Raw genomic sequence first — 26,322 nt, 5'->3', positions numbered from 1 at the left:
TTTTATGATGAACTTTCCAGCATCTCCACGTAGTCAATGGCGACGCAGAGGGAAATGACCAGGTCTGCATAAGAGTCTTCATAGACGGTTACGGTGTAAGTCGAGGTTAAATGGAAAATCTCTTTTCGAATCTCGGCGACAAGCTGATCACGATCATCCAGCAATTTGAAATTTAAATCCCAGATATTGCCCTCAATCCTTAGGCCTAAATTGTCAAACTCATATTTATCACGGAAGAAGGTCAGTTTCTTGCGAATATAAAAGCTAGTCCCGTCACTGAGCTTGATTTCAAACCGAGGCAAAAATGTTAGAAAGATTTTGCTGATCTGGCTAACTGTCTGTCCTTGAGCATCATAGATGGTGAAACTCTTCGGAATCTGGAAAAATGATCCTTCTACTTGGTAATCTACATTACCTCGATCGTCCTTGATATCAAAGCGTTCGCCACCTAGGCGAAATTTCTGTTTGACAAGATAGGTCTTCATCGCTTTACCTCCAGAGTCAAGATAAAAGACAAGCTCTTTGTCTGAAGGGCGAAAAACCGCGGTACCACCTTCATTCAATGAACTTGTCATTCTCATTAGCTATTTAGTTTGAAACATGAGTAGCATGAATTTTCCTCTCACATGGCTCGCAGCACCGCCAATTCTCTGAGCTGAGATCTAGAAAATCAATTCTCAATAATTTTATTATACTGACTTCTTAGCTTTTCGTCAAGCTTATTCTGCTGCAGGAGCTGGGTTTTCTTCAGTATGAGCAGCTTCTGATTTGCTTTCTTCTGAGCTTGAAGCCCCAGATTTTGCTTCTTCCGAGCTAGAAGATTGTGATTTCTTTTCTTCTGAACTAGAAGACTGAGACTTGCTTTCTTCTTTAGACGATGAGCTAGAAGTATCTCCTTCTACATATTGGGCAAAGACATTTTGGAAAGCTGGATCCTTCACTTTCAGATTCGCTTCCTTCAATTCTTTAGAAATAACAGAACGAATAAAGCTTGCATCGTTTTGTTTTTGAGTCAGAATTCCCTCTTTTAGTTGTTTCTTGTAATCTGTCCATTTTGCAGATTTTTGAGTTTTCTTCACCAATTTAACAATGTAGTAACTTGCTGAATAGTTCTGCTTACCTCGTACAGTGATCACATCAGAAACGCCATTTTCTTCTAAAGCAAAAGTAGCTTTTTTAACGGCATCCGCAACTGTTGTTGAGGTTGAATCAAATTTCACCTCGCCACCCTTATCTTTTGTGTCCTTGTCGGTTGAGTTTTCCTTGGCCAACTGACCAAAGTCTGCTCCCTCAGCCTTGGCTTTTTCAAGCACTTCCTTAGCCTTTTCTTCACTGTCTACCTTGATAATTTGAGCTGTTACTTCTGGTGTATACGTTTCAAAGAAAGCCTTGTAGTTGTCATCTGTCAGCTCTTTTTCAGCTGCTTTCTTAACAGCGTATTCAACCAATTTATTTGCGCGGATCTGTTCTCTGTAGGCATCTTCTGTCATTCCGCTTTGAGCAAGAACATTTTGGAAGGCAGAACCATAAGCGGATTTCATTTTTTCAAAGGCTTCTTCAACCTCTTTATCCGTTACTTTTTTGCCATACTTTTCTTCAAAAACTTGCTTAATGGCCATTTGAAGCAAGACTTGTTGAGAGGAACCATTATTTTTTACTTGATCGTAAAATTCACTTACTGTGATTGTCTCACCTTTCATTGTCACAATATCTTTATCTTTTGCTGTTTGTGAACATGCTGCTAAAGCCACTACAGAAAAGAGAGTTACTGCTCCTGTAAGGATTTTTTTCTTCATTGTTTTATCTACTCCTTCAATAAATTCACTTTGTCTATTGTACCACAAATCCAACTTGATATCTTAATTTTTCCTAAAAATTTTTGGAATTTGAGAAAAAAGTGAAGGGATTATTTTTTTCTAATCATAAGCAGCCCATCTCCTAAAGGAAGCAAGCTCGCAGTCAAATCTGGACTGTCCAAAGTTGCGTCAAACAGGCTATGCAAGCCACGGTAAATAGCTCGTTGGCCACGCTTAATGTCCTCAAAAGGCTTGGCAACATCGCCGCCTTGGAAGACATCGTCAATCAGGACCAGACCACCAGGATTGAGGCGCTTGAGAACCTGAGGCAGAAAGACCACATACTTGGACTTGGCAGAGTCCATAAAGACAAGGTCGTAGGAATCCTCCAGTGTCTCAAGCAAATCCACCGCATCGCCTTCCAGCAGGGCGATCTGCTGACGGCTGTCATACTTAGCAAAATTAGCCTTAGCAAGCTCAATCATCTCTGGATTGCGGTCAATAGTCGTAATCTGAGCCTGAGGCGCATGTTCCGCCATCAAAAGGGCCGAAAAACCGATAGCCGTCCCGATTTCTAAAATCTTCTCTGGCTGCAGGCTTTCGAGTAGCAGGCGGAAATAAGCTACTGTCTCATGGGGAATCACGGGCACATTTTCAGCTCTGGCAAAATCCTCCAGCTCCTTGAGTCCACCAGAAACTGGCTGGAGTCGTTGTCTCATAAAGTCTACAATCTCTTCTTTGACCACTGGCCGACGCATATTGGGATTAGAGTTTTGATTATAAGTCTCGACCATCTTATGCCAGTCCCAACTTTTCTACCAAGGCTTCGAATTCGTCCAGACGACGCTCAAAGACAGCAAAAGCAGCATTTAGGTAGTCTTCTTTTTCCATATCTACACCTGCTTTTTTGATGACATTGAGCGGATAGTCAGAGTTCCCAGCTTTCAAATAGTCCAGATACTTGTCCTTGTCTTCCTGACTGCCATGGACAATCTTTTCAGCCAAGGCAGAAGCGGCTGCAAAGCCTGTCGAATATTGGAAAACATAGTAATCATAGTAGAAATGCGGAATCCGAGCCCATTCGTACTGAATCTGCGGATTATCCTCTTTTTTCAGTCCATAGTATTTCTCGTTCAAGTCAGCGTAGAGTTCATTGAGAAACTCGCTGGTCAAAACTTGACCTTCTTGGTCAGCCTTGTGGATAGCGTGCTCAAACTCCGCAAACTGGGTTTGACGGAAGACCGTTCCTCGGAAGCCATCTAAGAAGTGATTGAGAATAGCAAAGCGGGTAGCATCGTCTTCTACTTCTTCCAAGAGCTTCTCTGTCAGGATATTTTCATTGGTCGTTGAAGCAATCTCAGCTAGGAAGATAGAGTAGTCTCCGTAAACATAAGGCTGGGTCTCACGAGTATAGCTGGAGTGCATACTATGGCCTGTCTCGTGCACTAAGGTAAATAGATTATCCAGTGTATCCTGCCAATTAAGCAACATAAAGGCATTGGTATCATAAGAACCGCCTGAGTATGCTCCTGAGCGCTTGCCTTGATTTTCATGAACATCAATCCAGCGCTCTGAAAATGCTGTCTTCACTCGGCTCAGATAATCCTCACCCAGAATAGCCAAAACTTCCTCAGACTTAGCCAAGGCTTCCTCATAAGTGAACTTGTAGTCTGTCTCTGACAAAGGTGTGTACATATCATACATCTTCAAGTCAGAAATACCTAAAATCTTCGCTCGTAAAGCGATATAACGCTGCAAAAGAGGCAAATGCTTATTGAGAGCTGAAACTAAGCTATCGTATACACTTTCTGGAATAAAGTCAGCTGACAAGGCTACTTCACGGGCAGATGAGAACTTGCGGACTTTCGCATTGTAATTGTGAACCTTGACATTGGTCTGCAGAGTCTTAGCATAGGTATGCTGATACTGCTCGTATACGCTGTAGAGAGCCTCATAAGCTTCCTTACGGACTTCTCGGTTCTTAGACTCAACTAGGGTAATATAGTTACCGTGGCTGAGCTGAACTTCATTTCCATCATCGTCATGCACCATCGGAAAGACGATATCTGCATTATCCAAAATAGAAAAGGTTTCGCCCGCTGCCCCAAAAATTTCACCAGCACCGGCCAATAGCTCCTCTTCGCGCTGTGTCAGGATGTGAGCTTTCTTTTTCAAAAGTTTGTCAAAATAATGCTGATACAGCTGCAGGGCTGGCTGCTCAGCCAAAAAAGCTTGGTATTGCTCTTCTGTAATCGCCATAAATTCGGGCTCGTAGAAGGCAAAGCTTTGGCCAAAATCGCTGTAAAGAGTCATGCCTTTAGCCTGATACTCTTGGTACTTAGCCACACGTGTATCCTGGTCATTCTTCATGTGAGCATAAGAATAAAGCTTTTCAATACGACGCATCAAGTCCAACTGGATTTCAGTCGTTGTTAAGAGACTATCCGCTGAATCCAGCAAATGCCCAGCCAGACCAGCTGCTTTCTTCACTTCTTCTGAAACCTGCGCCAACTCCGCTTCAAAGGCTTCATCTGTTGGGAAAATGGTTGTCAAATCCCAAGTATATTTTTCTTCAATCTCATTTCGTTGTTTTGCCATAGAAATTTCCTCCATCTTTTCTATTTTATCATAAAAGTGGGGGAAATCCTCGCATAAAATACCGGTGGATAGATAATTTGAAGCTGCTTATTTTTTTCAGCCTGATAATAGCTATGAAAGTGCTGATAATAAGGAGTCAAGTCTCTTGTTATTTGGCAAAAGGAGCTAGCTTGGACAGGCCGAACCTGCGGATAGAAATCCTCAGCTGACTTGGTCAGAAGATTGTCTCCTTTTTGATAGAGCTGGGCTTGGAGCTTCATCCAGCGAGGCTGCTGGTAATAAAGCTGCTGACGAACATAGCGACAAATCTCTGGATCCTGCCGCGCTAGATAACTTTCTAGCCCCTGCTTTTTAAAGGGCCTGCGGAGGACAGATAAAAGACAGCCTTGACCAAAAGGAAAGGATTTGATCTTGTACTGAGCTCGCCCATGCAAGTCCTCGTGAATGAGATATTTAAGTCGAAGTTCCTGCTGTTTCTCATCCAATTCCCAAAGATGAAAGCCCATATTTTGACTAAAATAAAGAAAGTCCTTTTGTAGTTTCGTCAGCGACTGTTTTAACCATAATTTCTTGCCCAAGAGCCAGAGGACCTGATAGCCATGCTGGCGATAGGACAGCGTCCTTTCCTCAAGTCTTTCCTGACTGAGTGGACTACACTGGACCTCCAGCGCTATGCGACCATCTATCAAAAGGTCAGCAATCTGCCTTATCTCAGGTAAAAAAGCCTCCACCTGAATCTCTTGACTTTGCTTCCCCCAGCTATAAAGGCCAGCTTTCAAGTTCAAATGCTCCGCACTTTCATTTTCTGCATAAAACGAACAATTTTCAAGAGAAATATGAGCAAAATGCGGTCGCATGACCCTTCCTTTTTTCAAGCGGACCGCCCCCGAACAGGCTGGACAAAAGAGTTGATCACCTAGAGACGGCTGCTTTTCCATCGCATTCAGCAAAAGCCCTTCTTCACTTTTCGCAAGCAACATAAGTATTTCCCTTTCAACATAATGTCTTTTATATCTTTATTCGTAATTAAAACACCAAAGAGAGGGCTTGTGAAATGGAACGAAGTATTATCTATTCTCTCACTTATGTAATCTCACCAAACAAAAACGAGCTGAAAATTTTCCAGACTCGTTTTTCCTTATCCAAATAAATTCTGATTCTTTTTTTCAGGAACTTTCAAAAAGAGAGCAAGCAAGAGCACTAGACCTATAATCGATGCCAGCATGAAATTCATACTACCATAGCCAAAATGATCTAAGATAGACCCTGACATATTCTGAATGAAAATTGTTCCTAGATTTCTCCCTGTCTGTAGTAATGCAAAAGCGGTCACCAAATATTTTTCATCTACCAAATTTGCCACGATGCGCAGGCTAAGCATAGTCAGTACCATGCCAGAAGCATGCTTGGAAAGCAGAGTGACTACGATTTTCGAGCCTAAGCCAAAGTTTAAAGCATAAACCGCATACTGAAGAAGCATCATACCTAAGCAGATATAGAGCAACTTTTTGACAGAGATTTTATCCATGAAAAGGTAGGAATAAAAGATTAAGGGCGCCTCGCACAGTACAGAGACAGCCACGACCGTTGTTGCCCAATCAACACTCAAGCCACTGGATTCTAGCATGGAAGGAATATAGGTATGCCCTGTATTGCCCACTCCAGAGTAAAGGGCAACAAGGAAAAGATAAAAAAGATAGGTTCTGTTTTTAAGAATGGCTGAAAAAAGTGAATGGCCTCGTTTTTCACTCTTTTTAGTTAATCTATCTCGCTTGGGATTCATGCCAAGAACTCCTAAAATACTCAACAACATAGTCCCGATAAAGACCAGATAGATCGCCTGGGGAGAAATATTCTTATAAATCAAACCCGCCAGCTGTGAACCGACGGCATAACCGATTGTTCCCCAAATTCGGATTTTCCCATATTTATAAGGACTTTGGGTTGCTAGTACATCCATCACAGTGCCCACCCCATTGATGAGCATCAAGACAAAACTATACCAGATGGCTAAGAGCCATAGATTATCGGCCTCCATAAAAAAGATGTCTCCTAGGATAATCAGGAAAAAACTGATAAGCGAAACCCTCTTGATGCCAAGCGTATCAGTTAACAGCCCCATGATTGGCTGAGCCAGCATGGAAGAAAAGAAAGAAGCTGATACGACGATAGATACTTGGCCAGCTGTGTAGCCCTTATCCAGCATATAAACGGATATCAAGGTCGAAAACAATGAATTGGACAGAAAATAAAAATTATACATCAAAAAATAAGCCAAATAGCTATTAGAAAACTTTTTCCCCATCATCAAAACCTCTCCAAAAATAGAATAGAGAGTGGGACAGAAATCGGTAATTCGTTAGAATTCGATTTCGTCGTCCCACCTCCGCACAGTTGAGTAGGGCTGTAAAAGCTGATGAAATCAGCGTAGTAGAGCCCACTCAACCACTGCGTCTTGCTCGACAATCCAAAGACAATTGAGAGGCTAGGACTTTTGTCCCAGCCTCTATCTCAGCTTGCAAAATAAGCACAAGCCTTTATTTAAATCTTTGCTTTCTAGCCCTTGCTTTAGCTTTTCTCGATTTCCGATTCTCGATATAGAAAATCAGGATAATAATGACAATTGGCAAGGCAATTAACCAGCGGTTGCTTAGCAAGTCACTATACCAAGTTTTATTATTTTCTTTCTTAGTGACTTCTTCTTTGGCAGACTGGGTGACAGAAGCATCTACTTCCTCCACTTTCATCTCATCAGAGATCTTTGGAGAGAGCGTGTACAGATCATTTCCGGCCTTCAAGACACCATTCTCAACTACAGGCTTTGCCTTCGCACCTTTTTTGACGGTCGCATAAAAATCTTCTGGCAGATTGTAAGTTTTTCCATCAATCTCCTGCTTCCCTTTAGAGAACAGTTTCTTGTACTCATAGTCAGCATAAGATTTTTCGATCAAGGCATTTCCAAATGGATGGCGATAATATTCACCGTCTTGGTCAGACCAGTCGCCAACACCCATGATAACGCCAATCACGCGCTGGTTTCCACGCTTGACAGTTGCAATGTAGTTGAAGGCACCGTTCGGACTTGATCCTGTCTTCAGACCATCTACTCCCTCTAGAGCATAGCGAGCACCCGGCAGAGAGTAATTATAAGTCTCAAATGTTTCTTCATAAGGCGTGCCAGCCTTGACGGTCACTTTGGCCTGATTGGTATAGTTTAAAATATCTGGATAGTTCTTTACAAAATTATAAACTAAAATCCCTAAATCACGCGCAGTTGTTTGATTACTAACATAATTGTTATATCTCTGAGGAGTATAGTAACCTTTGAAGGAAACTGCCGCAGCACCACTGGCATTAAACCATTTGGTGTTGGTCATGCCTAGTTCCTGCGCTTTCGCGTTCATCTTATCCAAGAAAGCATCGGGATCGTTATCTGATAGATAATTTGCCAGCATCACTGTCGTTGCGTTAGAAGAGGGTACAACTGTCATGGTAATCAGCTCAGAAACAGTGTAATTGACCCCAGCCACGATTTTATTATTGGAAATTTCATAAATTCCCGCAACAGCCTGATCTTGCGGCGTCGCCTTAATCACCGTATCTAAACTGAGTTTTCCCTCTTTAATGGCTTCAAAAACTAAATACAAGGTCATGATCTTACTCATGCTGGCTGGATCGCGAACCTCATCAATGTTATCCTGCCACAGTATATCGCCCGTATTTCCGTCAATCATCAAAGATGATTTAGGACGATTGATAGCTTGCACATGATCATTAGGATACATTTTTTGTGCCATATCCACCAATTCATCTGCTGCAGCAGAAAACGGTGACAGAAAGGCAGATAAAATCAGTCCAAACACCAAAAACTTCTTCTTCACATTTATCCTCCAAAAAAATCATTCCTAACTAGTATACCATATTTTTAACAAGGTTTTTGATAAATATCAAAAATCCTACCTAAAAATTAGATAGGAAATAGATTGTTAGGCTTCTAATAAACTCAAAGCTTCTTTATCTGCGATAATGACGACATCTTCATGACCTTGAAGGCTACTAGCTGGCAAAGCTTCTGTCACCTGACCTTGGACTGTTCCTGCAATTGCTTGAGCCTTGGAAGCACCATAGGCGAAAAGGATGATTGACTTCGCATCTAAGATATTCCGAATTCCCATCGAGATAGCTTGGGTCGGTACGTCCTCAATCTTCTCAAAGAAGCGAGCGTTCGCTTGGATAGTTGATTGCTGCAAATCGACGATATGGACAGTGCTATCAAAACTAGTTCCTGGCTCATTAAAGCCAATATGACCATTGGTGCCAATTCCCAAAATTTGTAAATCTACTGGGTGGTCAGCCAAGACTTGATTGTAGCGTTTCACTTCTGCTTCCACATCTTCTGCTGCTCCGTTTGGCAAAAAGCTTTCTTTGAAAGGCTTTTTATTAAACAGCTGCTCATTCATAAAGTAACGGTAAGACTGAGGATTCTCTTCTGAAAGTCCCACATACTCATCCAAGTTTACACTGGTCAGCTCTGATAAATCTAGGTCACTAGCAATGATTTGCTTGTAAAACTCAATCGGGCTGCTTCCTGTCGCCAAGCCCAGTGTTTTAGCCCCTTGAGCCAACTTCTCTTTCAAGATTTCTAAAGCTACCTTTGCGCCTTCTACTTGATTCTCAACACGAATAACTTTCATTCTATTCTCCTATTTTCTTGATTGATTCCTTATTTTATTATATGGTATAGACCAATTTTTGTCAAGTAGATTCTACTTAATTTTTTCATATTTTACTGAGAGACTTAGCGTCAAATCATGGTATAATAAAAGCATGCTATTACCAATGATTATAATCTTTTTACTAGGAATTGCCCTTTTTACCTCTGGGCTTTTCTAAAAAAAACATCTCGGTTGGCAACTAATTTTTTTATGCCTGGGAATTTTCTTTATCAGTATTCCCTTTTTGCTTGCCGCCTACTATATTTGGATCATGAGAACTATTTAAGGAGATAGAATGAATACTGCTGATTTTGATTTTCACTTGCCGGAAGAACTGATTGCTCAAACCCCTCTGGAGAAGCGAGACTCTTCTCGCCTGCTCATTGTAGACCGGGAAACTGGCCAGTTTAGTGACCAACATTTTGACAATATTATTGACCAACTTGAGCCAGGTGATGCCTTGGTTATGAATAACACCCGTGTCCTGCCAGCCCGCCTTTATGGAACCAAGCCTGAAACCGGCGGTCATGTAGAACTCCTACTCTTGAAAAATACCCAAGGAGACTTCTGGGAAGTCCTAGCCAAGCCAGCCAAACGACTCAGAGTCGGAACGCGTGTTTCTTTCGGCGATGGTCGTTTGACTGCCACTGTAACAGAAGAGCTGGAGCACGGTGGACGGATTGTTCGCTTTGAATATCAGGGGATTTTCCTAGAAGTCCTAGAAAGTTTGGGTGAAATGCCCCTGCCGCCTTATATCCATGAGAAGCTAGAGGATCGTGAACGCTACCAGACAGTCTATGCCAAAGAAAACGGCTCCGCCGCCGCTCCAACCGCTGGCCTCCATTTCACAGAGGAATTGCTGGATAAAATTGCGGCAAAAGGCGTTAAGCTCGTCTATCTGACCCTGCATGTGGGGCTTGGAACCTTCCGTCCCGTATCAGTTGACAACTTGGAAGAGCATGAGATGCATTCCGAATTTTATAGCTTGTCTGAAGAAGCAGCTGAGACCCTGCGTCAAGTCAAGGCAAGCGGCCACCGCATCATTGCTGTCGGCACCACTTCTATCCGAACACTGGAAACAATCGGCAGCAAATTCGATGGTCAAATCCAAGCCGACTCTGGCTGGACCAATATTTTTATCAAACCAGGCTATCAGTGGAAGATTGTCGATGCCTTTTCGACCAACTTCCACTTACCAAAATCAACTCTTGTCATGCTAGTATCAGCTTTTGCTGGACGCCAACTGACACTGCAAGCCTATGAGCACGCTATTACTGAGCGCTATCGCTTCTTTAGCTTTGGCGACGCTATGTTTATCAAATAAATACAGGTGAATCTATGAATAAAATCGAAAGTAGGCACCGCCTCATCCGCTCCCTCATCATGGAAAAAAGGGTCCATACCCAGCAGGAACTCCAAGAACTTCTGGAAGCAAACGGCGTCATTGTCACCCAGTCTACTCTCTCTCGTGACATGAAAACTCTCAATCTAGTCAAGGTGACCGAAAATGACAAATCCTACTATGTCATTAACAGCATCGCCCCTTCTCGCTGGGAGAAAAGGCTGCGGTTCTACATGGAAGACGCCCTGGTCATGCTCCGCCCCGTTCAGCATCAAGTCGTCATGAAAACCTTGCCCGGACTGGCCCAATCTTTTGGTGCCATTTTAGACGCTCTGGAGTTGCCCCAGATTGTTGCTACCGTCTGTGGAGACGATGTCTGCCTGATCATCTGTGAAGATAACCAAGCTGCTATCGATTGCTTTGATAAACTCAAAGAATTTGCCCCCCCATTTTTCTTTAGTAAATGACAAAAGAGTTGGAAAATCCAACTCTTTTTCGTGTTGATTCACAGTTTTTACTTGGAAAAATCCGCAACACTGATATCTATCCTAGCAATTTTACTCTCCTGCCAAGCGGAAAATAGTCTCAGCATAGATATCCATCGCACGATAGAGATCTTCCAAAGACGCTCGTTCATTGGCCTGATGTTCCGTCTGCTCTACTCCTGGGAAAAGAGCGCCAAAGGCCACACAATTTGGCATAGTCCGAGCAAAAGTTGCCCCACCAGAGGACATAGCTGGACTAGTATCGCCAGTCTTTTCTTGGTAGATAGCCATCAGGGTACTGACCAGTTCGCTGTTCTTAGGTACATAAAGCGGAGCCAGATAGTCAAATTCTTCATAGTCCAGCTGGTAGCGCCCAGCAATATCCGCTAGTTGTGCCACTAACTGATCTTTATCCGCCAAGACAGGAATCCGAATATCAATACGGATTTCAGACTTTTCTGAGTTCAGTGTCAGACCTGCAATGTTAAAGGAGAGTCTGCCAGACGGTTCATCTGAAATGTCACCAAATAAACGGCTACCAGTCGCATCTTCTCCCACCGCTTCTGCAATAAAGGCCAGAGCAGGATGAGCTTGTAAAGGCTGTAAAACTGTCGCCAGCCGAACAATAGCATTGATACCTTCAGCTGCATCCTTGGCATGCTTAGGTAGACCGAGAACAGTGACTTGTTGGTCATTTTGCTCGTAGTCAAAAGAAGCTGCCTGCAAACCTGCCACGACCTGCTCCAAAAGTTCTCCTTGATAGCTAGCCTTGCCAGGCACAACATTAAAGGCCTCTCCTGCTTCTAGCTCTAGCTGTTCTGAACCAGGACCATGCAGCTTGACCTGTAAGAGGCCTTTTTCAGCATAGGTCAGAGGGAAGGAAGAATCTGGCGCAAAGCCGAGCGTCGCTGTTTCTTCGAGTTCATTGTACCGCCCCATACAGCGCCAAAGTGTCTCTTCGTCCGTACCAAAGATAAACCGAACCCGCTTTTTAAATTTTACTCCGCTATCTAGCAGAGCCTTGACTGCATAAAGAGCAGCCATTGATGGTCCCTTATCATCTTGGACACCACGTCCGAAGATCCAGCCGTCTTTGATAGTTGCCTCAAATGGCGGTGTCCGCCAATCCGCTTCATCACCTGATGGAACAACATCCAAATGACAGAGAACGGCCAGGAGCTCTGCTCCCTGACCGATTTCTGCATATCCGTAATAACCTTTAGGGTCAAGATAGGTAGTGAAACCTAAACTTCGACAAATCTCTAAAGTTTTTTCTAGGACATCTTGAATTGCTTGTCCAAAAGGTGTTCCATTTTCTCCTTCGTTAAGTACCGAAGGGTAGGAGATCAAGGTTTTTAATGATGTAAGAAATTCATCTTTAACTTGATTTGTTATATATGTTTTCATGGAATCACCTTACTCACTATTTTATAGGAATGGAATGAACGTTCCAAGGAGAAGAAGGGCGATAGTCACTACAATGATAGCAACTACAAGTTTGCCCATGAATTTCCACCAAGTACCAATGTTGATACGTCCAAGCGCAAGAGCTCCCATCACAATACCAGATGTTGGTGCGATCAAGTTCAAGACACCTGAAGCAGATTGGTAAGCAGTGATGATCAAGCTAGGACGCACATTGACAAATTCTCCGAGTGGAGCCATGATACCCATAGTCGCGCTGGCAAGACCAGATGAAGATGGGATCAAGAATGACATAGGCAGATAGAAGATATAAGTCAAAACGATAAAGACTTGTGAAGACAGACCGCTCAGACCTTCTTTACCCCAGTTGAGGATAGTATCTGTAATCATACCATCGTTCATGATAACTTGGATACCACGAGCAATTGCTACGATCAAGGCTACACTGAGCAAGTCAGCAGCACCATTCATGAAGGCAGAAATAATCTTGTCTTCTTTAAGACCATAAACAACACCAATAAGGATACCCATAAAGGCGAAGAGCATTGCTCCTTCTGGGAAGTACCAAGTACCCAAAGCAGCTGTAGATGAACCAACAATCTTACCGATAACTGGAAGACCAGTCAACCAAGTATTTAAGTCTCCAAAGAGAGTAATACCTAAGTCACTCCATGGAATGAAACTCAAGACCATCAAGACAAAGGTCAGTACAAAGAGAACAAAGACATGTTTTTGTTTCTTAGTAAGAGTTGAGTTGACATTTTCTTCGTCTTCACCAACATTGAAGAATTTCATATCTTCATCACGTGTTGCATAAGTGAGAGACTTGGTTGGATCTTTTTGGATCTTATCAGCATACTTGTAAACGAACCAAGTGCTAAGACCAGTTAAAGCAAACCAGAAAATCAAACGAAGGATAATCCCTTCACCAAGGCCTACACCTGCAGTTGATGAAGCAATACCTGTCGCAAATGGGTTCAAAGTAGATGCCAAACATCCAATCTGTGAACCGAGCAAGATAATGGCAACCCCAGTCAAGCTATCAAATCCAACAGCCATCATAACTGGCACAAGAAGAGGATAGAAGGCCATAGTTTCTTCACCCATACCATAAGTTGTACCACCGAGGGCGAACAAAGGCATGAGAACCAAAATCAACATCTTTTCGCGGCCCTTGTACTTCTTCACAATAGAAGCAATACCAGTGTCTAGCATACCAGTTTCATTGACAACACCAAGGAAACCACCAACCATGAGGATGAAGAAGGCTACATCGATCGCTGCACTTGTTTCTTTAATCAGCGAGCCTTCCTCTGGATGAGTACCTAGCATAGCCCGAATCGGTGCCATGAGAACATCCCAAATCCCTTGCGGATTTTGAGGTTGGGCTTTATAAACACCATCCACAAAGGAACCCGCAGGGATGATCCAAGTCAACACTGCCATAATAGCAATGATTATCAACAAGACGGTGTAAGATGAAGGCATCTTAAACCCTTTTTTAGCTTTTTCACTCATTTGTTTTTCCTCCTAATGTCTAACAAAGTGCAAAAAACCAACCACTTTCTTAAATAAATATTTAAGAAAAACGCTTTCTATTTATATTTATTTTACCACATTAAGGTCTAAAAAACTAGTATTTTTTGAAAATATCGCATTTATTTTCAAGAAATATTCCTAACTTGATATAAAGACGTTAGAAATACCATATATTTTACTAGTAAAATAGCTTATTCTTTTTCAATAATTGTTCCGCTTTCAGATTCAATCAAAGCGCCAAGATTTTCAAGAGAAGTAATAACTGCTTTTCCTTCTGGACGACCGTTGACAAAAGCGATAGCTGCTTCTACTTTTGGAAGCATGCTGCCAGGGGCAAATTGGTCTTGTTTGATATATTCTTCCAGCTGAGCAACATTCACATGTTCCAACTTTTCTTGGTCTGGTTTGTTATAGTTGACAAAGACGTAATCTACACCAGTCAAGACGATGAAGAGGTCAGCTTCGACCAATTCAGCTAGGCGTTGAGAAGCAAAGTCTTTATCAATAACAGCTTCAACACCAGCCAAATGACCGTTGTCTTCCTTGATGACTGGAATTCCGCCACCACCAGCAGCAACGACCACTTGACCAGCATTCAAGAGGGTACGAATTGTTTCGATTTCCTTGATATCAACAGGTTTTGGTGAAGCAACGACCTTGCGCCAGCCACGACCAGCATCTTCTTTGAAAGTTGCTCCGCTCTTTTCAGCTTCTGCTTTTGCTTCTTCTTCTGAATAGAAAGGACCAATTGGTTTGCTCAAGTTAACAAAAGCTGGGTCATTTTTATCGACAACAACTTGTGTCACAACTGAAGCAACATCTTTTTCTATGCCTTCATCCAAGAGAGCATTTTGCAAGGCATTTTGTAGCCAGAAACCGATGCTACCTTCTGTCATAGCAACAAGTGAATCAAGTGGGAAAGCAGGGTTCTTTTCAGAATCAGCAGCCAAGTGTTGGAGCAAGAGATTTCCAACTTGAGGACCATTACCGTGAGTGATGATCAAATCATCCCCATTTTTAATCAGTTTTACAAGGTGCTTAGCTGTTTCCACCAAAGCTTCCTGTTGAGCTTTTGCTGATGGATCAGAAGAAAGAATTGCATTTCCTCCCAAAGCTACTACAATTTTACGATTTGCCATAAATTCTCCTTTATCACATTCAATTGAATGCCTTTAGATTTCGGTTTAATAATTTTTCAAATACTTTATAAGAAATAACAGATTTCCATCATATAAAAGAGGACTGGACTAAAGCTATTAGTCGCAGCCCTCATAGCTGTTGGTATTACGGTTTATAAATTATACTTTTGGAATGTAAAGGTTGCCGAGTGTAGCAGCCATAACAGCTTTGATTGTGTGCATGCGGTTTTCTGCTTGGTCAAAGTGGCGAGCGTATTTGCTGCGGAAGACTTCGTCTGTTACTTCCATTTCTTCTACGCCAAATTTTTCAGCAACATCTTTACCGTAAACAGTATTTGTATCGTGGAATGCTGGCAAGCAGTGCAAGAAGATCAAGTCTTCATTGTCAGCTTTCTTCACCAATTCCATGTTAACTTGGTAAGGTTTCAAAAGTGCAACGCGTTCTGCGAATTTATCTTCTTCACCCATAGATACCCAAACGTCTGTGTAAAGTACATCTGCACCTTTAACAGCTTCGTCTGCATCTTCCGTGATGAGGATGTGTGCGCCACTTTCTTTCGCAAAGCCTTCTGCCAATTCAACAATTTCTTTTTCTGGGAAGAGTTCTTTTGGTGAGAAGATGTGAACGTTAACGCCAAGGATAGCTCCTGTTACGAGCAAACTATTAGCAACGTTGTTACGTCCATCACCACAATAAACCAATGTCAAGCCTTCCAAACGACCAAAGTTTTCTTGGACTGTCAAATAGTCAGCAAGCATTTGAGTTGGGTGCCATTCGTCGGTCAAACCATTCCATACTGGAACACCTGAGAATTCTGCCAATTCTTCTACCATGCGTTGGCTGAAGCCGCGGAATTCAATCCCGTCAAACATACGTCCCAATACTTTAGCAGTATCTTCTGTAGATTCTTTCTTACCAAGTTGAATATCATTAGCACCAAGGTATTCTGGATGCGCACCAAGGTCGATAGCTGCTGTAGTAAAGGCTGCACGCGTACGAGTAGATGTTTTTTCAAACAGGAGAGCGATATTCTTACCAGCAAGATAGTGGTGTTGAATATTGCGTTTCTTCAAGTCTTTCAAGTGAGCTGAAAGTCCGATTAGGTATTCTAATTCTGCACGAGTAAAGTCTTTTTCTGCAAGGAAGCTACGTCCTTGGAATACTGAATGTGTCATTCTGTTATTTCCTCTTTCTAGTTATTAAATTTCTATTGATAAATTGTCGAACACGAATTAAACTTCTTCACGTTCAAATGGCATAGACATACAACGAGGTCCACCACGGCCCCGAACCAATTCACTTCCGCGAATCTTGATCAAGCGAAGCCCGTATTCTTCCAAAATCTTGTTGGTTACAGTATTGCGGTCATACACTACTACCACACCAGGAGCGATAGTCAAGGTGTTAGAACCGTCATTCCATTGTTCACGTCCAGCTGCTACGATATTGCCGCCACCGCAACGAATCAAATGAACTTTTTCTACGCCAAGGTTTTGAGCCAGAAGCTCAGCCAAGTCACCTTTTTCTTCAACGATCTTCAGTTTTTCGTTTTCATAAGTAACGGAGTAAACGCGAAGGTCGCCTTCGATTTCTGGGTGAATGGTGAACTTGTCATAGTCAACCATAGTGAAGACAGTATCCAAGTGCATGAATTTACGGTTGTTAGCAAATTCAAATGCCAATACTTTCTTGAAGCCAACATTTTTCTTGAAGATGTTCACCAAGAGTTTTTCAATCGAAGCTGCATCTGTACGTTGAGAAATACCAACTGCCAGTACATCTTTAGAAAGAACTAGCTCATCGCCACCTTCGATACGAGTATCTTCTTCACGGTTGTAAACCAATTCCACTTTTCCAGCGTATTCTGGGTGATATTTGAAGATGTATTTACCGTAAAGTGTTTCACGGTTACGAGTATCTGCAAACATGTGGTTGAGCGATACGGCATTACCAATGGTAGCAAATGGATCGCGTGTGAAGTAAAGGTTTGGCATTGGATCAATCGCAAATGGATAATCTGATTCTACCAAGTCAGTCAGACCTTTCGCTTCGTCAGGGATTTCTGGCAATTCAGCTTTTTGAACCCCTGCCATTGTTTTTTCAACCAATTCTTGGTTGTCCTTGATACCATGCAGCAATTCACGAATAGCTTTCTTCGTTTCGCGTCCACGAATATTTGCTTCTTCCAAATATTCTTCGATGAACTGTTCACGAATTTCTGGAGAAATCAAGGATTCAGCAGCCAATTTTTCGAGATAAAGAACTTCAATTCCTTCGTCACGAAGAGCTTGAGCGAATGCATCGTGTTCTTTTTGAGCATCTTCCAAGAAAGGAATGTCATCAAAAAGAAGACGTTCTAGGTAGTCCGGTAGCAAGTTTTCCAGCTCTTTGCCCGGACGGTGCAACATAACTTTTTTCAGTTTTCCAATTTCTGAGAAAACATGAATTGGATGTGTAGACATCTATTGTCCTCCTTTTCGTTGAGGTTTGGTTTCCCAATCCCTTTTATGCTATTATTCTATCATGGATTGGAAAGGCTTACACCTAAAATCTTACATTACAAATGCCAAATCCTTTGCGTTTTTTATAAAACATTATGATATTTATTTATTTTAAAGCGTTTTCTTTGCATATTTTGATTGTTCTATTATTTTTAGGAATATATATTTTTTTGTAAAAAATATATGTTCAATTAATATTAGAATATGATCAGAAAAAACTTTTAAATGTGTAAAAATGTTTGAAAAAAGCCAATCAAATGATTGATTAGCTTCCTTCAAAATATCTCATAAAGTAATCTTTATTCTTAAATGTCAGTTTTTTATGCTCGTAGTCAATCACTTCTTCCTCTCTTAATTTTTTTAGAACTTGATTGACTGTTTCACGTGTGGTGGCTCCTAACTTGGCCAACTCTTTCATACTCATTGGAAATGGAAGTGTATCCTGCTCTTTGCACAGATCCATGCATAAAATAGATAAAGACTGGGTCACACGGTCCGTCGCACTTGCCGAGACAACATTGCGCAAGCGCAATTCCTGAAATTCTAAAATCTGTGATAAACGCTTGGTGATAAACAACAGCTGATCGACATTCTTTTTTGAATAGTCTTCAAACAAGTCCATAGGAATGCTGAAATATTCGACATTGGTGACCGCGCTAGCCGTATAATGATAACGCTCATCGAAAAACATACCTCCATATGGAAACACACTATTCATTTTAATATAATCCATATAAGAAAAAGTATCAGTTGAATCATACTGTTCGATACGGACATAGCCTCGATGCAGGAGGAAAAGGCGATCTCTACGGTCCCCTGAAAAGAAGATAATCTGTCCCTTGGGAATCTTGCGGAATTGAATCTCAATAGCAATTTTATCAAAAATTTCCACAGGAAAATGTGCAAATGCTGGATGCTGCCTGATAATCTGATAATGTTCCTTATTGATCATAATAACCCTTCTTGCTTGCTATTAGTATTATAGCATAAATCCGCTTACAGGCAGAAAACAGCCATTATAAAAATAAGAAAGCCTAGCAAAACTAAAAGATGTGCCCACTTTCTATTCATGGGTTTTCTATCCGCCTGAACTTTTTTCGGCAGATAATTTCCCATAATTATAAAAACCACACCAACGATCACAGTTGCTATTTTACGGATATCAAAGTCCTCGTCTAAGCTCTCATAAATAGTCGCCATATAGAGTAAGACAAAGCTAAAGGGAAAGATCCAGCGAATAAGGTGTTTAAAAGTGGGATTTAAGATATCTTTAGCAACAGTAGACCAATAAATCATAACTTCTAGCAGCATCATGACAATTGGAAAAGCAGAGATTAACAGAAACTTAGGTAAAAAGCTGTCTCCTTCCCCAGATAAGTCAAAGTGAATCGCTATGCTTTCTGGTAATTCTTGATAGACCCAGATAGCATAGAAAACTGGCAAGAGCATGACGCCAAGTGCCCATCCTAATTCTTGTAAACTATTTTTTTTCATTTTCGTTTCCTCCTCCAAGAGATTGAAACCAGACAAGAATTTCTTCAAAAACAGTGACATCTAAGCTGTAATAAATAAAGTTCTTCTGCTTTTCTTCTATGAGTAGACCGGCTTTCTTTAGCTGAGAGAGGTGGTAGGATACCGTCGCAGGCGTCAGCTCAAAAGCTTGGGCAATTTCCCCTGCAGACTTCGGACCATGCTTGAGCATTTCCAGAATCCCCCTCCGAACTGGGTCAGCTAGAGCTTTAAGCGTTTGACTGATCCCCATGATTAGACCTTTCTTTCAGGTAAACTTTCAAGATTTTCTTGGTCAGAAAGACTAGTGCCACTACTTCTACCAAGAGTAGAGCTTCAACTGCAAGTGGCGGAAGAAAGCCTACCTGAGCCAGGGCAGGCGCTAAGTCAATCAGGGCGTGAAGTCCCAGCGCAGCTAAAAAATACACTGGAGCCTTCTCCTTGACCGCCTTCCAAACCCAGAAGGTCAGCAAGATTTGGATAAGAATAGCCAAGATCCGCTCAAGAGCCAAAAGGTAGATGCTGCCAGCACTCATGGAACGGACATTGTCAATAACTGTTTGAGGAATTTGAGCCAGCATCTGAGCATTCCCCTGAGTCACTACTTGAGCTATAACCCAAAGGTTTAAGAGACTGACAATACCAACAAACAAAGCCTCGATACCACCATGCCCCAAGCCATAGGCCACACCATCCCTAAAGGTCAGTGGACGCTTCTTTTGCAACCAGTAAAAGATGACCCAGCGACCTGTTTCTTCGAAAATAGCTGCCGCAGCAACAGCATAAAGAACGTATAGCCAAGGATTTTCCGTCCGCAAAGCAATAGTCCCATCAGCCTGAGGCTGTAAAACGATACGATGCAAGATATTTTCCAGAACCTGACTAGACAGATAAAAGCCAACTCCCCCTAAAAGAAAGACTAATAAAGAAATGTGCTTGGTCTTTTTAAAATAAACCAAAGGAACAAGGACTGCTCCTAAAATCAGCAGCATAGCAATCAAGATATGAATGGAAATCATCGTTTTTCTCCTGAACTGTTTAGATTTTTTTCTAAATAGATTATACATCTTTCTTTTCTTTCTGTCAAATCTATTTTGATTTTTTTCTAAATAGATTTCAATCTAAAAGTCATCAAGCTTTACTGCAATTAAAAACCAAAAATACGCCCAGATTTTCATCTAAAGCGTATTTTTTCTGATTTCTATTAGATTAATTCATATTAACTCGGTGCCACTCATTGATGATATAGGCAATTTGACCGACCTGATCAATACCAACTCCGCTGATCTCCTCACTGGCTTCTGTGCTGCCACCTAGATAGGCTGTATAAAGTGCCACAATATAGGGCTTCTCCTCCATGACAATAGCATCAACATTGAGTGCCTCTCTAACATACCCAGGCTTTTGGTAAATTGTCAAATCGTATAAATAACGCTTGTAATATTCACCAGGGAAGGAAACACCGATAAAATAAAGAATGTCCTTGTATTTTTCTTGGTTATTCCACAGATACTCCAGAACTTGAATATAGTAGTCCGTTGTTGTTTTATTCTCTCTGCTGATCGTCTTGACTTTAGCTTTTGATCGACCATATCTTTCAAACATGCTGTAGGCCTTATCCATACCGCCTAGTCGCTCTGCTAGTGCATAAGCGGGCGTATTTTCAGAGTAGACCAAGGAATACTCCTGCATATCAGGAATAGACATGGCGCCATTGAAGGCCGCTACATAGTTATCGTGCTCTCCTTTGTATTCATAGATGGTATTGGTAATATCAAACCGCTCTTCCAGCGATAATTTTCCTGCTGCTACCTCATCAACAACCAACATATTAAGGGGGAGTTTATAAGTAGAGCCTGCTGTCATAGGCTGGGTATCATTCATGGCATAAGTTTGCCCACTCGTCAAATCTTTATAAGAAAAAGCAATCTGCGAAGAGTCAATTCCCATGTCATCCATATAAGCCTGAACAATTTGTGGCAAGGTCATATTCGCATAATCGTAAGATAAACCCAAAGCCTCCATGGTTGGAAGGTCTTGCTCTATCACCTCTTACTTCTCTTCCATCGTCTTGCTAGCACGCGCAGTCGCCTCAGATTTTGTTTCTTCTCCTTCTGTAGCCTGTGAAGAAGCAATTGATTGACCTGCTTCTGCTATCTTTTTATCAGCTCGCTGTGGCTCCACCAAAAGACCCAAAAAACAAATAAATAAGAAAACACCACCGAACCAGCAAGCCAGTTTCTTTATGTCATTTTTAATCAAAGTATTTCTCCTAATATTTTAGTATTATAAAAGATTCTCATTAAAATAACAAGTAGAAAGGTCAATTTAAGGGCATTTAAAAACGAATCATTGCGATCCGTTTTATAATTCTATTATTTAGCTGCTGCGTAGAGTTCATCCACTTTGTTCCAGTTGATCACTGAGAAGAAAGCCTTGATATAGTCAGGACGCACGTTGCGGTATTTCACATAGTAAGCATGTTCCCAAACATCCAAGCCGAGGATTGGTGCTTTACCATCAGAAATTGGTGTATCTTGATTAGGAGTTGAGACAACTTCCAAACCACCTTCTTTGTTGACAACCAACCATGCCCAACCAGAACCGAAACGAGTTGTTGCTGCTGCAGTGAAGGCTGCTTGGAATTCTTCAAATGAGCCAAACGTCGCATCAATCGCTGCTGCAAGTTCTGCTGAAGGAGCTGTCTTCTCAGGAGTCATCAATTCCCAGAAAAGAGCGTGGTTCAAGTGTCCACCACCGTTGTTGATCACTGCTTGGCGAATATCAGCTGGAATAGACTCAACATCTGCCAACAGTTTTTCCAAATCTTCACCAATTTCAGGATGTTTTTCAAGCGCTGCATTTACGTTATTTACGTAAGTTTGATGGTGCTTGTCATGGTGAAGGTGCATTGTTTCCTCATCGATGTAAGGTTCCAAAGCATTGTATGCATAAGGTAGATCTGGTAAAATAATTGCCATTTACTTGTCCTCATTTTCTTTATTATTATACAAATCATAACGCAAAAACGCACATTTTTCAACTATTTTGCTTATAAATTTTGCTAAGCTTTTAGAAGTTTCCTGTTGCGATTTTCAGCAAGGCGAGGTCGAAAAGGTAGTCCTTGTCATAAAGGCCAGACTTGATCTGGTAGTCCGTTTCAATCAAGCAGGTCAGGGTTCTTTTCAGAAAGTTGAGGCTAAGCCCACGCGCATCCTTAAGCGCAAACTTGACTTGGAAGGGATTCATCTTGCGGCCTAGATAGTCTGATAAGTCCGACACGATTTGGCTCTCAGATCGGCCATTATCCGCCAAAATTTTAACCTGAGTAAACATCCGAAATTGACCTAACATGATAGCAATCAACTTGATTTCATCTTCACCCTGCAAGGTTAGATCGCGCACCAAACTCCGTGCGGCATCAATTTGTTTCTGTAAAATCAGCTGGGTCAAATCAAAAATATTGTCCTGCAAGGTTTTAGGAATGGCCTCAGCGATGTCTTCTAAACTAATTTGCCCCGACTCCTTATAAGACTTCAGAAAAGCCAAGTTTTTACTGATTTCACTGAAATGAAAGCCTGATTTGATCAGCAAGTGGTCAAAAGCCTTCGGAGCAAAGTCCAGACCTTCAAGCTGGGCTTGTTTGGTAAAATACTGACGTAAGTCTGCTTCCTTAATCTCAGCTGCTTCAAAGATCTGTCCATCTCGCTTGAGTATCTTGACTAGTCGGCGTTTGCTGTCCAACTTGCCTTCCGCAAAAATAACCAATTTGGTCGTGCTACTAGGAGCTTCCAAATACTGCTCAAAGGACTTGAGCTCTTCATCCGATAAATAGCGCTTTTTTGCTGTCGTTAGATCCGCAAAATGATCTAAAATAATAATCTTTTCATCCGCAAAAAAGGGCAGGCTGACTAAATCTAACTCCACATCTGCATAAGACGTTTCTTTCATATCAAACAACGTGACATTCAAATCCGCTGGATCGTAGTGAATCTGCTTCATAAACTCGTCTTTTAACAGCTCAAATTGCCCCAAGTCGTCTCCCGTCAAAATCGTTAAAGGTGGAAGGTTTTCGGGAGTGATTTTCCTAATTTTTTCAATTGCTAACACAGTGGCACTCCCTTCTATTTTCTTGATTCTTAGTCATGTATAAATTGTAACAAAAAACAGCAGGAAAGTCTGCTGTTTTTCATCATTCTGATTAGAATATCAGGGACTAAAAGAATTGTCCCAACTGCATGATGATTGTGACCAAGAGGGTGATAAGAAAGAGAATGCCACCTAGAACTGCAATCATACTAAACTCTTGCTTCTCTCTTTTCAACGGTCTTCTACGATTATCTAGTTGCTCGTTGATATGTTCCTGCAGAATTCCCTTTTTCTTCTCTGGCATGATTGTCCTCCCTTACTAAATCTGCATAAAGGAACTTGCCCTCATCGAAAGCAAGTTCTCATGTATCTGGTTAAAGAATGGCCTTATATTGCTCCAAACTAGCCTGATTAGCAGCCTGTTTCTGTCTAGCAAGTGCTGCTTCCATCTCTGATGAGTGGGCAAGGACACTTTGAATCTTATCCACCATGGTTGAGACATTTTCTGGCGCGTAAATGTGATCATCCGCAATAAATCGACGACTATGGCAAGTGTTTTTGAAGCTGAGAATCAGCATGTTATTCTCAAAAGCTGTGCGACAAGCATTAAGGATTTCATCGCTGATATTGATATCTAGATACAAGTCACATCTCTCAAAAAGCTCTGCAACCTTGGCCGGACGAATATTTGGATAAAGCGAAACATTCGGATAACGATTGAGCCCCATCAAATGGCCAGACATTTCTGTGATGGCTCCAATATGGAAATGTACATTTGGCAGCTGAGTCAAGAGCTGCTCTATTTGCTCAAGCTGATCGCTATTGGTCAAAATCAAGGCTTCTGGATTCATATTATTAAGACGTTGGTAATCATAAATATAACCAATATTGTGGAAATAGACTTTTTCTTCTGGTGTTGCCAAGCTTTGAATTTTCTCATATACCTGCCTGTCCTGAACAGCGATGCGGATATTGCGATGAGGCATTTTCATAGCTACTTTCATATTACCAGGTAAGGCTTCTCCGATAGACTCTTGCCAGAAAAGAACATCTTCTGCACGACCATTTTTAGGACGAAGAGCGTAGGCCACCAAGAAGGGGGTTGCTAGAGAATTATAAATAATACGATCTGTATCATATCCACGATATTGCAGATAAAAGACGACAAATTCTTGTTTGGATTTAAAGATATGACGCTTTCCTTCAAGTGTCAAGATAATATCGCCAGTCAGATGATTTTCCATAATGACCACGACATTGTTCTGGTCAAAATAGCGAGTATGGGTCGGATGTTGTGTCTGATCGTAGGTTATTTGCGCAAAAAGCCGTCCTTTGCGATTGTAGATATCTGCTGCTCGAACCTGCCCCTCTGTATCCAGCCATTCGACAGCCCGCACACGTCTTTCATGCGTTGGTTGGCGATAAAAAATATTGGCACGCTTCTTGCCCATATCCAAGATTTCCCCATTTACATTGCTAGAGCGAATCTCCCATAGGTGCGGTTTGAGGACAAGATTAAAATAAATTGGACGGCCCTCTGGTGTGTCCAAATCTCCTGTAAAATAACTGTAAGGAGACTCGACATCTGGTGAAAGATAGCCATCGTCTTGTACAACAACAACAGGACAATCAAGTCCTGTTGCTTTTAATGAACGTAACAAATCAAAACTTGCTTGATCATAGCGGTCAAACAAACAAATCATAGTGGTTATGCCTTTCTTTCTGAATCCTACTTAGTTGGTCTGAGCCGATCGAACCAGATCAGACCAGCGCTGGGCAATATGCTCATCAAGGTAAGGCTCAGCTACCTCACTCGCTAAACAATCTTTTTGTGCGGTAAAGAAAACCTCTCCAATGCTTGAAGAGGTTCGTTACTATGCTCAAGAATTGCTTCGTCTTTCTGAACGCAGACAAGTTGTCTTAAACGATATGGTAGCTCTAGCTCAGCCTTTACCAGAGTATGACATCTTACGGTCAATTCCTGGCATCGCAGAAACCACAGCGACATCTATCATTGGCGAATTGGGAGATATTCGTCGCTTTCAGTCTACCAATCAAATCAATGCTTTTTTTGGCATTGACCTGAGACACTATGAATCTGGGAACTTTCTCGCTAAGGAACACATCACTAAACGAGGTAATCCCTATGTCAGAAAAATCTTGTTCAAGTGCATTCACAACATCGCTTCAGCTAGTCATACCAATCCCTGCCATATCTCTGACTTTTATGAGAAACGAAAAAGACAATCGACAATAGCTTCAACTAAGTCACATACGATTGCCTCTATACATCGTCTTATTCGAACAATGTATTACCTCATCACGCATAACAAACTTTACGATTATTCTTTGACCCAAAATCGATAAGGCTGTCTATGCCGTATTATGGTAACACCTTGTTTCAAAAAATACCAGATGAGGTGTTTTTTAGCATGCCCTTTTATTGATCAAAAAGTGTTAAAAATAAGACAGTAACCTCAGAATAGCTACTGTCTTATCTCTTTTTTTACTTAAAGCCTTGATAAACTTGACAAATGGTAGAAAAGAGCCCAAAAACCCCAGATAGCCTTGAGCCATCCGGGGTTCTTATTTTCATCGCTAAAATGATATCAACAAAATTTCATTGTAGCCGATTTTTGGAACTTAGTCTTCTAAATCCATTTCAGAAGCTGCTGATCTCTTCTTCTTACCAAGAAGAGAGGCAGTTACCAAGGCAGCTACTCCTAATCCAAGACCAGCAAATTGGTTACTTGCAGTTCCTGTATTTGGTAAAGCCTTAGCGTTTGGAGTAACTTTGACTTGTCCTGGTTGTGCAGGCTGTGGCTTAGGTGCTTGAGAGTGATTTGTAGCACTTGAGATTGAAGCACTGTCAGACAAGCTAGCTGAGGTACTTGCGCTGTTGCTCATGCTTGTGCTTGTTGAGACTGACTCACTTGCACTTACAGATTCAAGGTAGCTAGGAAGGTTAAACTCTGGCTTAGATTCGCTTGTTGGCTCACCCTTACTATAGCTGAATGAGTTAGATTGTTGTGACGCACTTGTACTCAAACTGTTTGAAACGCTATTGCTAAGTGATGTAGATGTACTTACGCTGTTACTCAAGCTTACTGAAGTACTTGTTGAAACTGAAGTACTACTTGAGTTGTTGCTTACTGATTCAGATGCACTGATTGAGGCGGATAC

General features: G+C 41.6%; 24 protein-coding genes and 2 pseudogenes. 3 read left to right on the top strand and 23 right to left on the bottom strand.

Annotation, left to right across the window (positions count from 1 at the left end; translation table 11 throughout):
• Positions 1 to 2 precede the first annotated feature (2 nt).
• From O3651_RS01485 to nagB, 8 genes are all read right to left on the bottom strand, one after another.
• Positions 3 to 485 carry an LURP-one-related/scramblase family protein gene (locus O3651_RS01485; protein WP_005592412.1) on the bottom strand — a complete coding sequence of 161 codons (483 nt, stop codon included), beginning with the start codon at positions 483 to 485 and terminating at the stop codon, positions 3 to 5.
• Positions 486 to 719: 234 nt separating this feature from the next.
• Entirely contained in the window at positions 720 to 1,796 is a 1,077-nt protein-coding gene (prsA, locus tag O3651_RS01480; RefSeq protein WP_371609329.1) for a peptidylprolyl isomerase PrsA, read from the bottom strand.
• A gap of 110 nt (positions 1,797 to 1,906) precedes the next feature.
• Positions 1,907 to 2,590, bottom strand: a complete 684-nt coding sequence (locus tag O3651_RS01475) for an O-methyltransferase (RefSeq protein ID WP_148888382.1) — start codon at positions 2,588 to 2,590, stop codon at positions 1,907 to 1,909.
• A gap of 1 nt (position 2,591) precedes the next feature.
• A complete protein-coding gene (gene pepF, locus O3651_RS01470) occupies positions 2,592 to 4,394 on the bottom strand; it encodes an oligoendopeptidase F (RefSeq protein ID WP_371609328.1) in 1,803 nt (600 codons plus the stop codon).
• Between the two features lie 20 nt (positions 4,395 to 4,414).
• Positions 4,415 to 5,374, bottom strand: a complete 960-nt coding sequence (locus O3651_RS01465; protein WP_371609327.1) for a competence protein CoiA — start codon at positions 5,372 to 5,374, stop codon at positions 4,415 to 4,417.
• A gap of 158 nt (positions 5,375 to 5,532) precedes the next feature.
• The gene (locus O3651_RS01460) at positions 5,533 to 6,699 is read right to left on the bottom strand and encodes an MFS transporter (protein WP_371609478.1); all 1,167 of its coding nucleotides are present in this window, start codon (positions 6,697 to 6,699) and stop codon (positions 5,533 to 5,535) included.
• Positions 6,700 to 6,931: 232 nt separating this feature from the next.
• Positions 6,932 to 8,275 carry a D-alanyl-D-alanine carboxypeptidase family protein gene (locus O3651_RS01455; RefSeq protein ID WP_371609326.1) on the bottom strand — a complete coding sequence of 448 codons (1,344 nt, stop codon included), beginning with the start codon at positions 8,273 to 8,275 and terminating at the stop codon, positions 6,932 to 6,934.
• 105 nt (positions 8,276 to 8,380) lie between these two features.
• Entirely contained in the window at positions 8,381 to 9,088 is a 708-nt protein-coding gene (nagB, locus tag O3651_RS01450) for a glucosamine-6-phosphate deaminase (protein ID WP_371609325.1), read from the bottom strand.
• 316 nt (positions 9,089 to 9,404) lie between these two features.
• Between nagB and queA the strand changes: the two genes are divergently transcribed.
• On the top strand, positions 9,405 to 10,433 hold the full coding sequence (gene queA, locus O3651_RS01445; protein WP_371609324.1) for a tRNA preQ1(34) S-adenosylmethionine ribosyltransferase-isomerase QueA: 1,029 nt from the start codon (positions 9,405 to 9,407) through the stop codon (positions 10,431 to 10,433).
• A 14-nt stretch (positions 10,434 to 10,447) separates the two neighbouring features.
• Positions 10,448 to 10,918, top strand: a complete 471-nt coding sequence (locus O3651_RS01440) for an arginine repressor (RefSeq protein ID WP_061910540.1) — start codon at positions 10,448 to 10,450, stop codon at positions 10,916 to 10,918.
• 90 nt (positions 10,919 to 11,008) lie between these two features.
• Here the strand turns inward: O3651_RS01440 and O3651_RS01435 are convergent, their stop codons facing one another.
• The 14 genes and pseudogenes from O3651_RS01435 to gtfB form a co-directional block, all read right to left on the bottom strand.
• On the bottom strand, positions 11,009 to 12,343 hold the full coding sequence (locus O3651_RS01435; RefSeq protein WP_371609323.1) for a dipeptidase: 1,335 nt from the start codon (positions 12,341 to 12,343) through the stop codon (positions 11,009 to 11,011).
• 21 nt (positions 12,344 to 12,364) lie between these two features.
• Positions 12,365 to 13,879 (bottom strand): YfcC family protein, encoded by a 1,515-nt coding sequence (locus O3651_RS01430; RefSeq protein ID WP_371609322.1) that lies wholly within the window; start codon positions 13,877 to 13,879, stop codon positions 12,365 to 12,367.
• A gap of 212 nt (positions 13,880 to 14,091) precedes the next feature.
• Positions 14,092 to 15,039: a carbamate kinase gene (gene arcC, locus O3651_RS01425; RefSeq protein WP_045499180.1), complete on the bottom strand. Its 948-nt coding sequence runs from the start codon at positions 15,037 to 15,039 to the stop codon at positions 14,092 to 14,094.
• Between the two features lie 159 nt (positions 15,040 to 15,198).
• Complete coding sequence (argF, locus tag O3651_RS01420; RefSeq protein ID WP_005590765.1) at positions 15,199 to 16,215, bottom strand: ornithine carbamoyltransferase; 1,017 nt, start codon at positions 16,213 to 16,215, stop codon at positions 15,199 to 15,201.
• Positions 16,216 to 16,272: 57 nt separating this feature from the next.
• The gene (arcA, locus tag O3651_RS01415; RefSeq protein ID WP_005590767.1) at positions 16,273 to 17,502 is read right to left on the bottom strand and encodes an arginine deiminase; all 1,230 of its coding nucleotides are present in this window, start codon (positions 17,500 to 17,502) and stop codon (positions 16,273 to 16,275) included.
• A gap of 304 nt (positions 17,503 to 17,806) precedes the next feature.
• Entirely contained in the window at positions 17,807 to 18,493 is a 687-nt protein-coding gene (locus O3651_RS01410; RefSeq protein WP_148877614.1) for a Crp/Fnr family transcriptional regulator, read from the bottom strand.
• Positions 18,494 to 18,537: 44 nt separating this feature from the next.
• On the bottom strand, positions 18,538 to 19,035 hold the full coding sequence (locus tag O3651_RS01405; protein ID WP_371609321.1) for a DUF1648 domain-containing protein: 498 nt from the start codon (positions 19,033 to 19,035) through the stop codon (positions 18,538 to 18,540).
• On the bottom strand, positions 19,022 to 19,303 hold the full coding sequence (locus O3651_RS01400) for an autorepressor SdpR family transcription factor (RefSeq protein ID WP_002896078.1): 282 nt from the start codon (positions 19,301 to 19,303) through the stop codon (positions 19,022 to 19,024). The genes O3651_RS01405 and O3651_RS01400 overlap by 14 nt, the downstream gene beginning before the upstream one ends.
• Positions 19,281 to 20,069, bottom strand: a complete 789-nt coding sequence (locus tag O3651_RS01395) for a YhfC family glutamic-type intramembrane protease (RefSeq protein ID WP_371609320.1) — start codon at positions 20,067 to 20,069, stop codon at positions 19,281 to 19,283. The genes O3651_RS01400 and O3651_RS01395 overlap by 23 nt, the downstream gene beginning before the upstream one ends.
• Positions 20,070 to 20,259: 190 nt before the next feature.
• Positions 20,260 to 21,312 (bottom strand): annotated as a pseudogene (locus O3651_RS01390) (serine hydrolase).
• 113 nt (positions 21,313 to 21,425) lie between these two features.
• On the bottom strand, positions 21,426 to 22,031 hold the full coding sequence (sodA, locus tag O3651_RS01385; protein ID WP_371595171.1) for a superoxide dismutase SodA: 606 nt from the start codon (positions 22,029 to 22,031) through the stop codon (positions 21,426 to 21,428).
• Between the two features lie 91 nt (positions 22,032 to 22,122).
• A complete protein-coding gene (gene holA, locus O3651_RS01380; RefSeq protein ID WP_005590772.1) occupies positions 22,123 to 23,160 on the bottom strand; it encodes a DNA polymerase III subunit delta in 1,038 nt (345 codons plus the stop codon).
• Between the two features lie 106 nt (positions 23,161 to 23,266).
• Positions 23,267 to 23,443 carry a hypothetical protein gene (locus tag O3651_RS01375; protein WP_061422521.1) on the bottom strand — a complete coding sequence of 59 codons (177 nt, stop codon included), beginning with the start codon at positions 23,441 to 23,443 and terminating at the stop codon, positions 23,267 to 23,269.
• 70 nt (positions 23,444 to 23,513) lie between these two features.
• Positions 23,514 to 24,842, bottom strand: a complete 1,329-nt coding sequence (gene gtfB, locus O3651_RS01370; protein WP_371609319.1) for an accessory Sec system glycosylation chaperone GtfB — start codon at positions 24,840 to 24,842, stop codon at positions 23,514 to 23,516.
• A 106-nt stretch (positions 24,843 to 24,948) separates the two neighbouring features.
• Here gtfB and O3651_RS01365 point away from each other — a divergent pair.
• Positions 24,949 to 25,506: pseudogene (locus O3651_RS01365) on the top strand (transposase); the annotation flags it as partial.
• Positions 25,507 to 25,782: 276 nt separating this feature from the next.
• Here the strand turns inward: O3651_RS01365 and O3651_RS01360 are convergent.
• The coding region (locus O3651_RS01360; protein WP_371609318.1) for an LPXTG cell wall anchor domain-containing protein at positions 25,783 to 26,322 on the bottom strand (540 nt) is incomplete at its 5' end.

Source organism: Streptococcus sp. 27098_8_73 (assembly GCF_041432495.1).
Classification (GTDB): domain Bacteria; phylum Bacillota; class Bacilli; order Lactobacillales; family Streptococcaceae; genus Streptococcus.
Note: the sequence above shows the minus strand (reverse complement) of the source record. Positions and strands in the feature narration are given on the sequence as shown.

What these genes read in the sequence shown, in the direction of transcription:
- O3651_RS01485 (WP_005592412.1), bottom strand. Translation starts at nt 485, where the DNA reads ATGAAGACCTATCTTGTCAAACAGAAATTTCGCCTAGGTGGCGAACGC.
- prsA (WP_371609329.1), bottom strand. Translation starts at nt 1,796, where the DNA reads ATGAAGAAAAAAATCCTTACAGGAGCAGTAACTCTCTTTTCTGTAGTG.
- O3651_RS01475 (WP_148888382.1), bottom strand. Translation starts at nt 2,590, where the DNA reads ATGGTCGAGACTTATAATCAAAACTCTAATCCCAATATGCGTCGGCCA.
- pepF (WP_371609328.1), bottom strand. Translation starts at nt 4,394, where the DNA reads ATGGCAAAACAACGAAATGAGATTGAAGAAAAATATACTTGGGATTTG.
- O3651_RS01465 (WP_371609327.1), bottom strand. Translation starts at nt 5,374, where the DNA reads ATGTTGCTTGCGAAAAGTGAAGAAGGGCTTTTGCTGAATGCGATGGAA.
- O3651_RS01460 (WP_371609478.1), bottom strand. Translation starts at nt 6,699, where the DNA reads ATGGGGAAAAAGTTTTCTAATAGCTATTTGGCTTATTTTTTGATGTAT.
- nagB (WP_371609325.1), bottom strand. Translation starts at nt 9,088, where the DNA reads ATGAAAGTTATTCGTGTTGAGAATCAAGTAGAAGGCGCAAAGGTAGCT.
- queA (WP_371609324.1), top strand. Translation starts at nt 9,405, where the DNA reads ATGAATACTGCTGATTTTGATTTTCACTTGCCGGAAGAACTGATTGCT.
- O3651_RS01440 (WP_061910540.1), top strand. Translation starts at nt 10,448, where the DNA reads ATGAATAAAATCGAAAGTAGGCACCGCCTCATCCGCTCCCTCATCATG.
- O3651_RS01435 (WP_371609323.1), bottom strand. Translation starts at nt 12,343, where the DNA reads ATGAAAACATATATAACAAATCAAGTTAAAGATGAATTTCTTACATCA.
- O3651_RS01430 (WP_371609322.1), bottom strand. Translation starts at nt 13,879, where the DNA reads ATGAGTGAAAAAGCTAAAAAAGGGTTTAAGATGCCTTCATCTTACACC.
- arcC (WP_045499180.1), bottom strand. Translation starts at nt 15,039, where the DNA reads ATGGCAAATCGTAAAATTGTAGTAGCTTTGGGAGGAAATGCAATTCTT.
- argF (WP_005590765.1), bottom strand. Translation starts at nt 16,215, where the DNA reads ATGACACATTCAGTATTCCAAGGACGTAGCTTCCTTGCAGAAAAAGAC.
- arcA (WP_005590767.1), bottom strand. Translation starts at nt 17,502, where the DNA reads ATGTCTACACATCCAATTCATGTTTTCTCAGAAATTGGAAAACTGAAA.
- O3651_RS01410 (WP_148877614.1), bottom strand. Translation starts at nt 18,493, where the DNA reads ATGATCAATAAGGAACATTATCAGATTATCAGGCAGCATCCAGCATTT.
- O3651_RS01405 (WP_371609321.1), bottom strand. Translation starts at nt 19,035, where the DNA reads ATGAAAAAAAATAGTTTACAAGAATTAGGATGGGCACTTGGCGTCATG.
- O3651_RS01400 (WP_002896078.1), bottom strand. Translation starts at nt 19,303, where the DNA reads ATGGGGATCAGTCAAACGCTTAAAGCTCTAGCTGACCCAGTTCGGAGG.
- O3651_RS01395 (WP_371609320.1), bottom strand. Translation starts at nt 20,069, where the DNA reads ATGATTTCCATTCATATCTTGATTGCTATGCTGCTGATTTTAGGAGCA.
- sodA (WP_371595171.1), bottom strand. Translation starts at nt 22,031, where the DNA reads ATGGCAATTATTTTACCAGATCTACCTTATGCATACAATGCTTTGGAA.
- O3651_RS01375 (WP_061422521.1), bottom strand. Translation starts at nt 23,443, where the DNA reads ATGCCAGAGAAGAAAAAGGGAATTCTGCAGGAACATATCAACGAGCAA.
- gtfB (WP_371609319.1), bottom strand. Translation starts at nt 24,842, where the DNA reads ATGATTTGTTTGTTTGACCGCTATGATCAAGCAAGTTTTGATTTGTTA.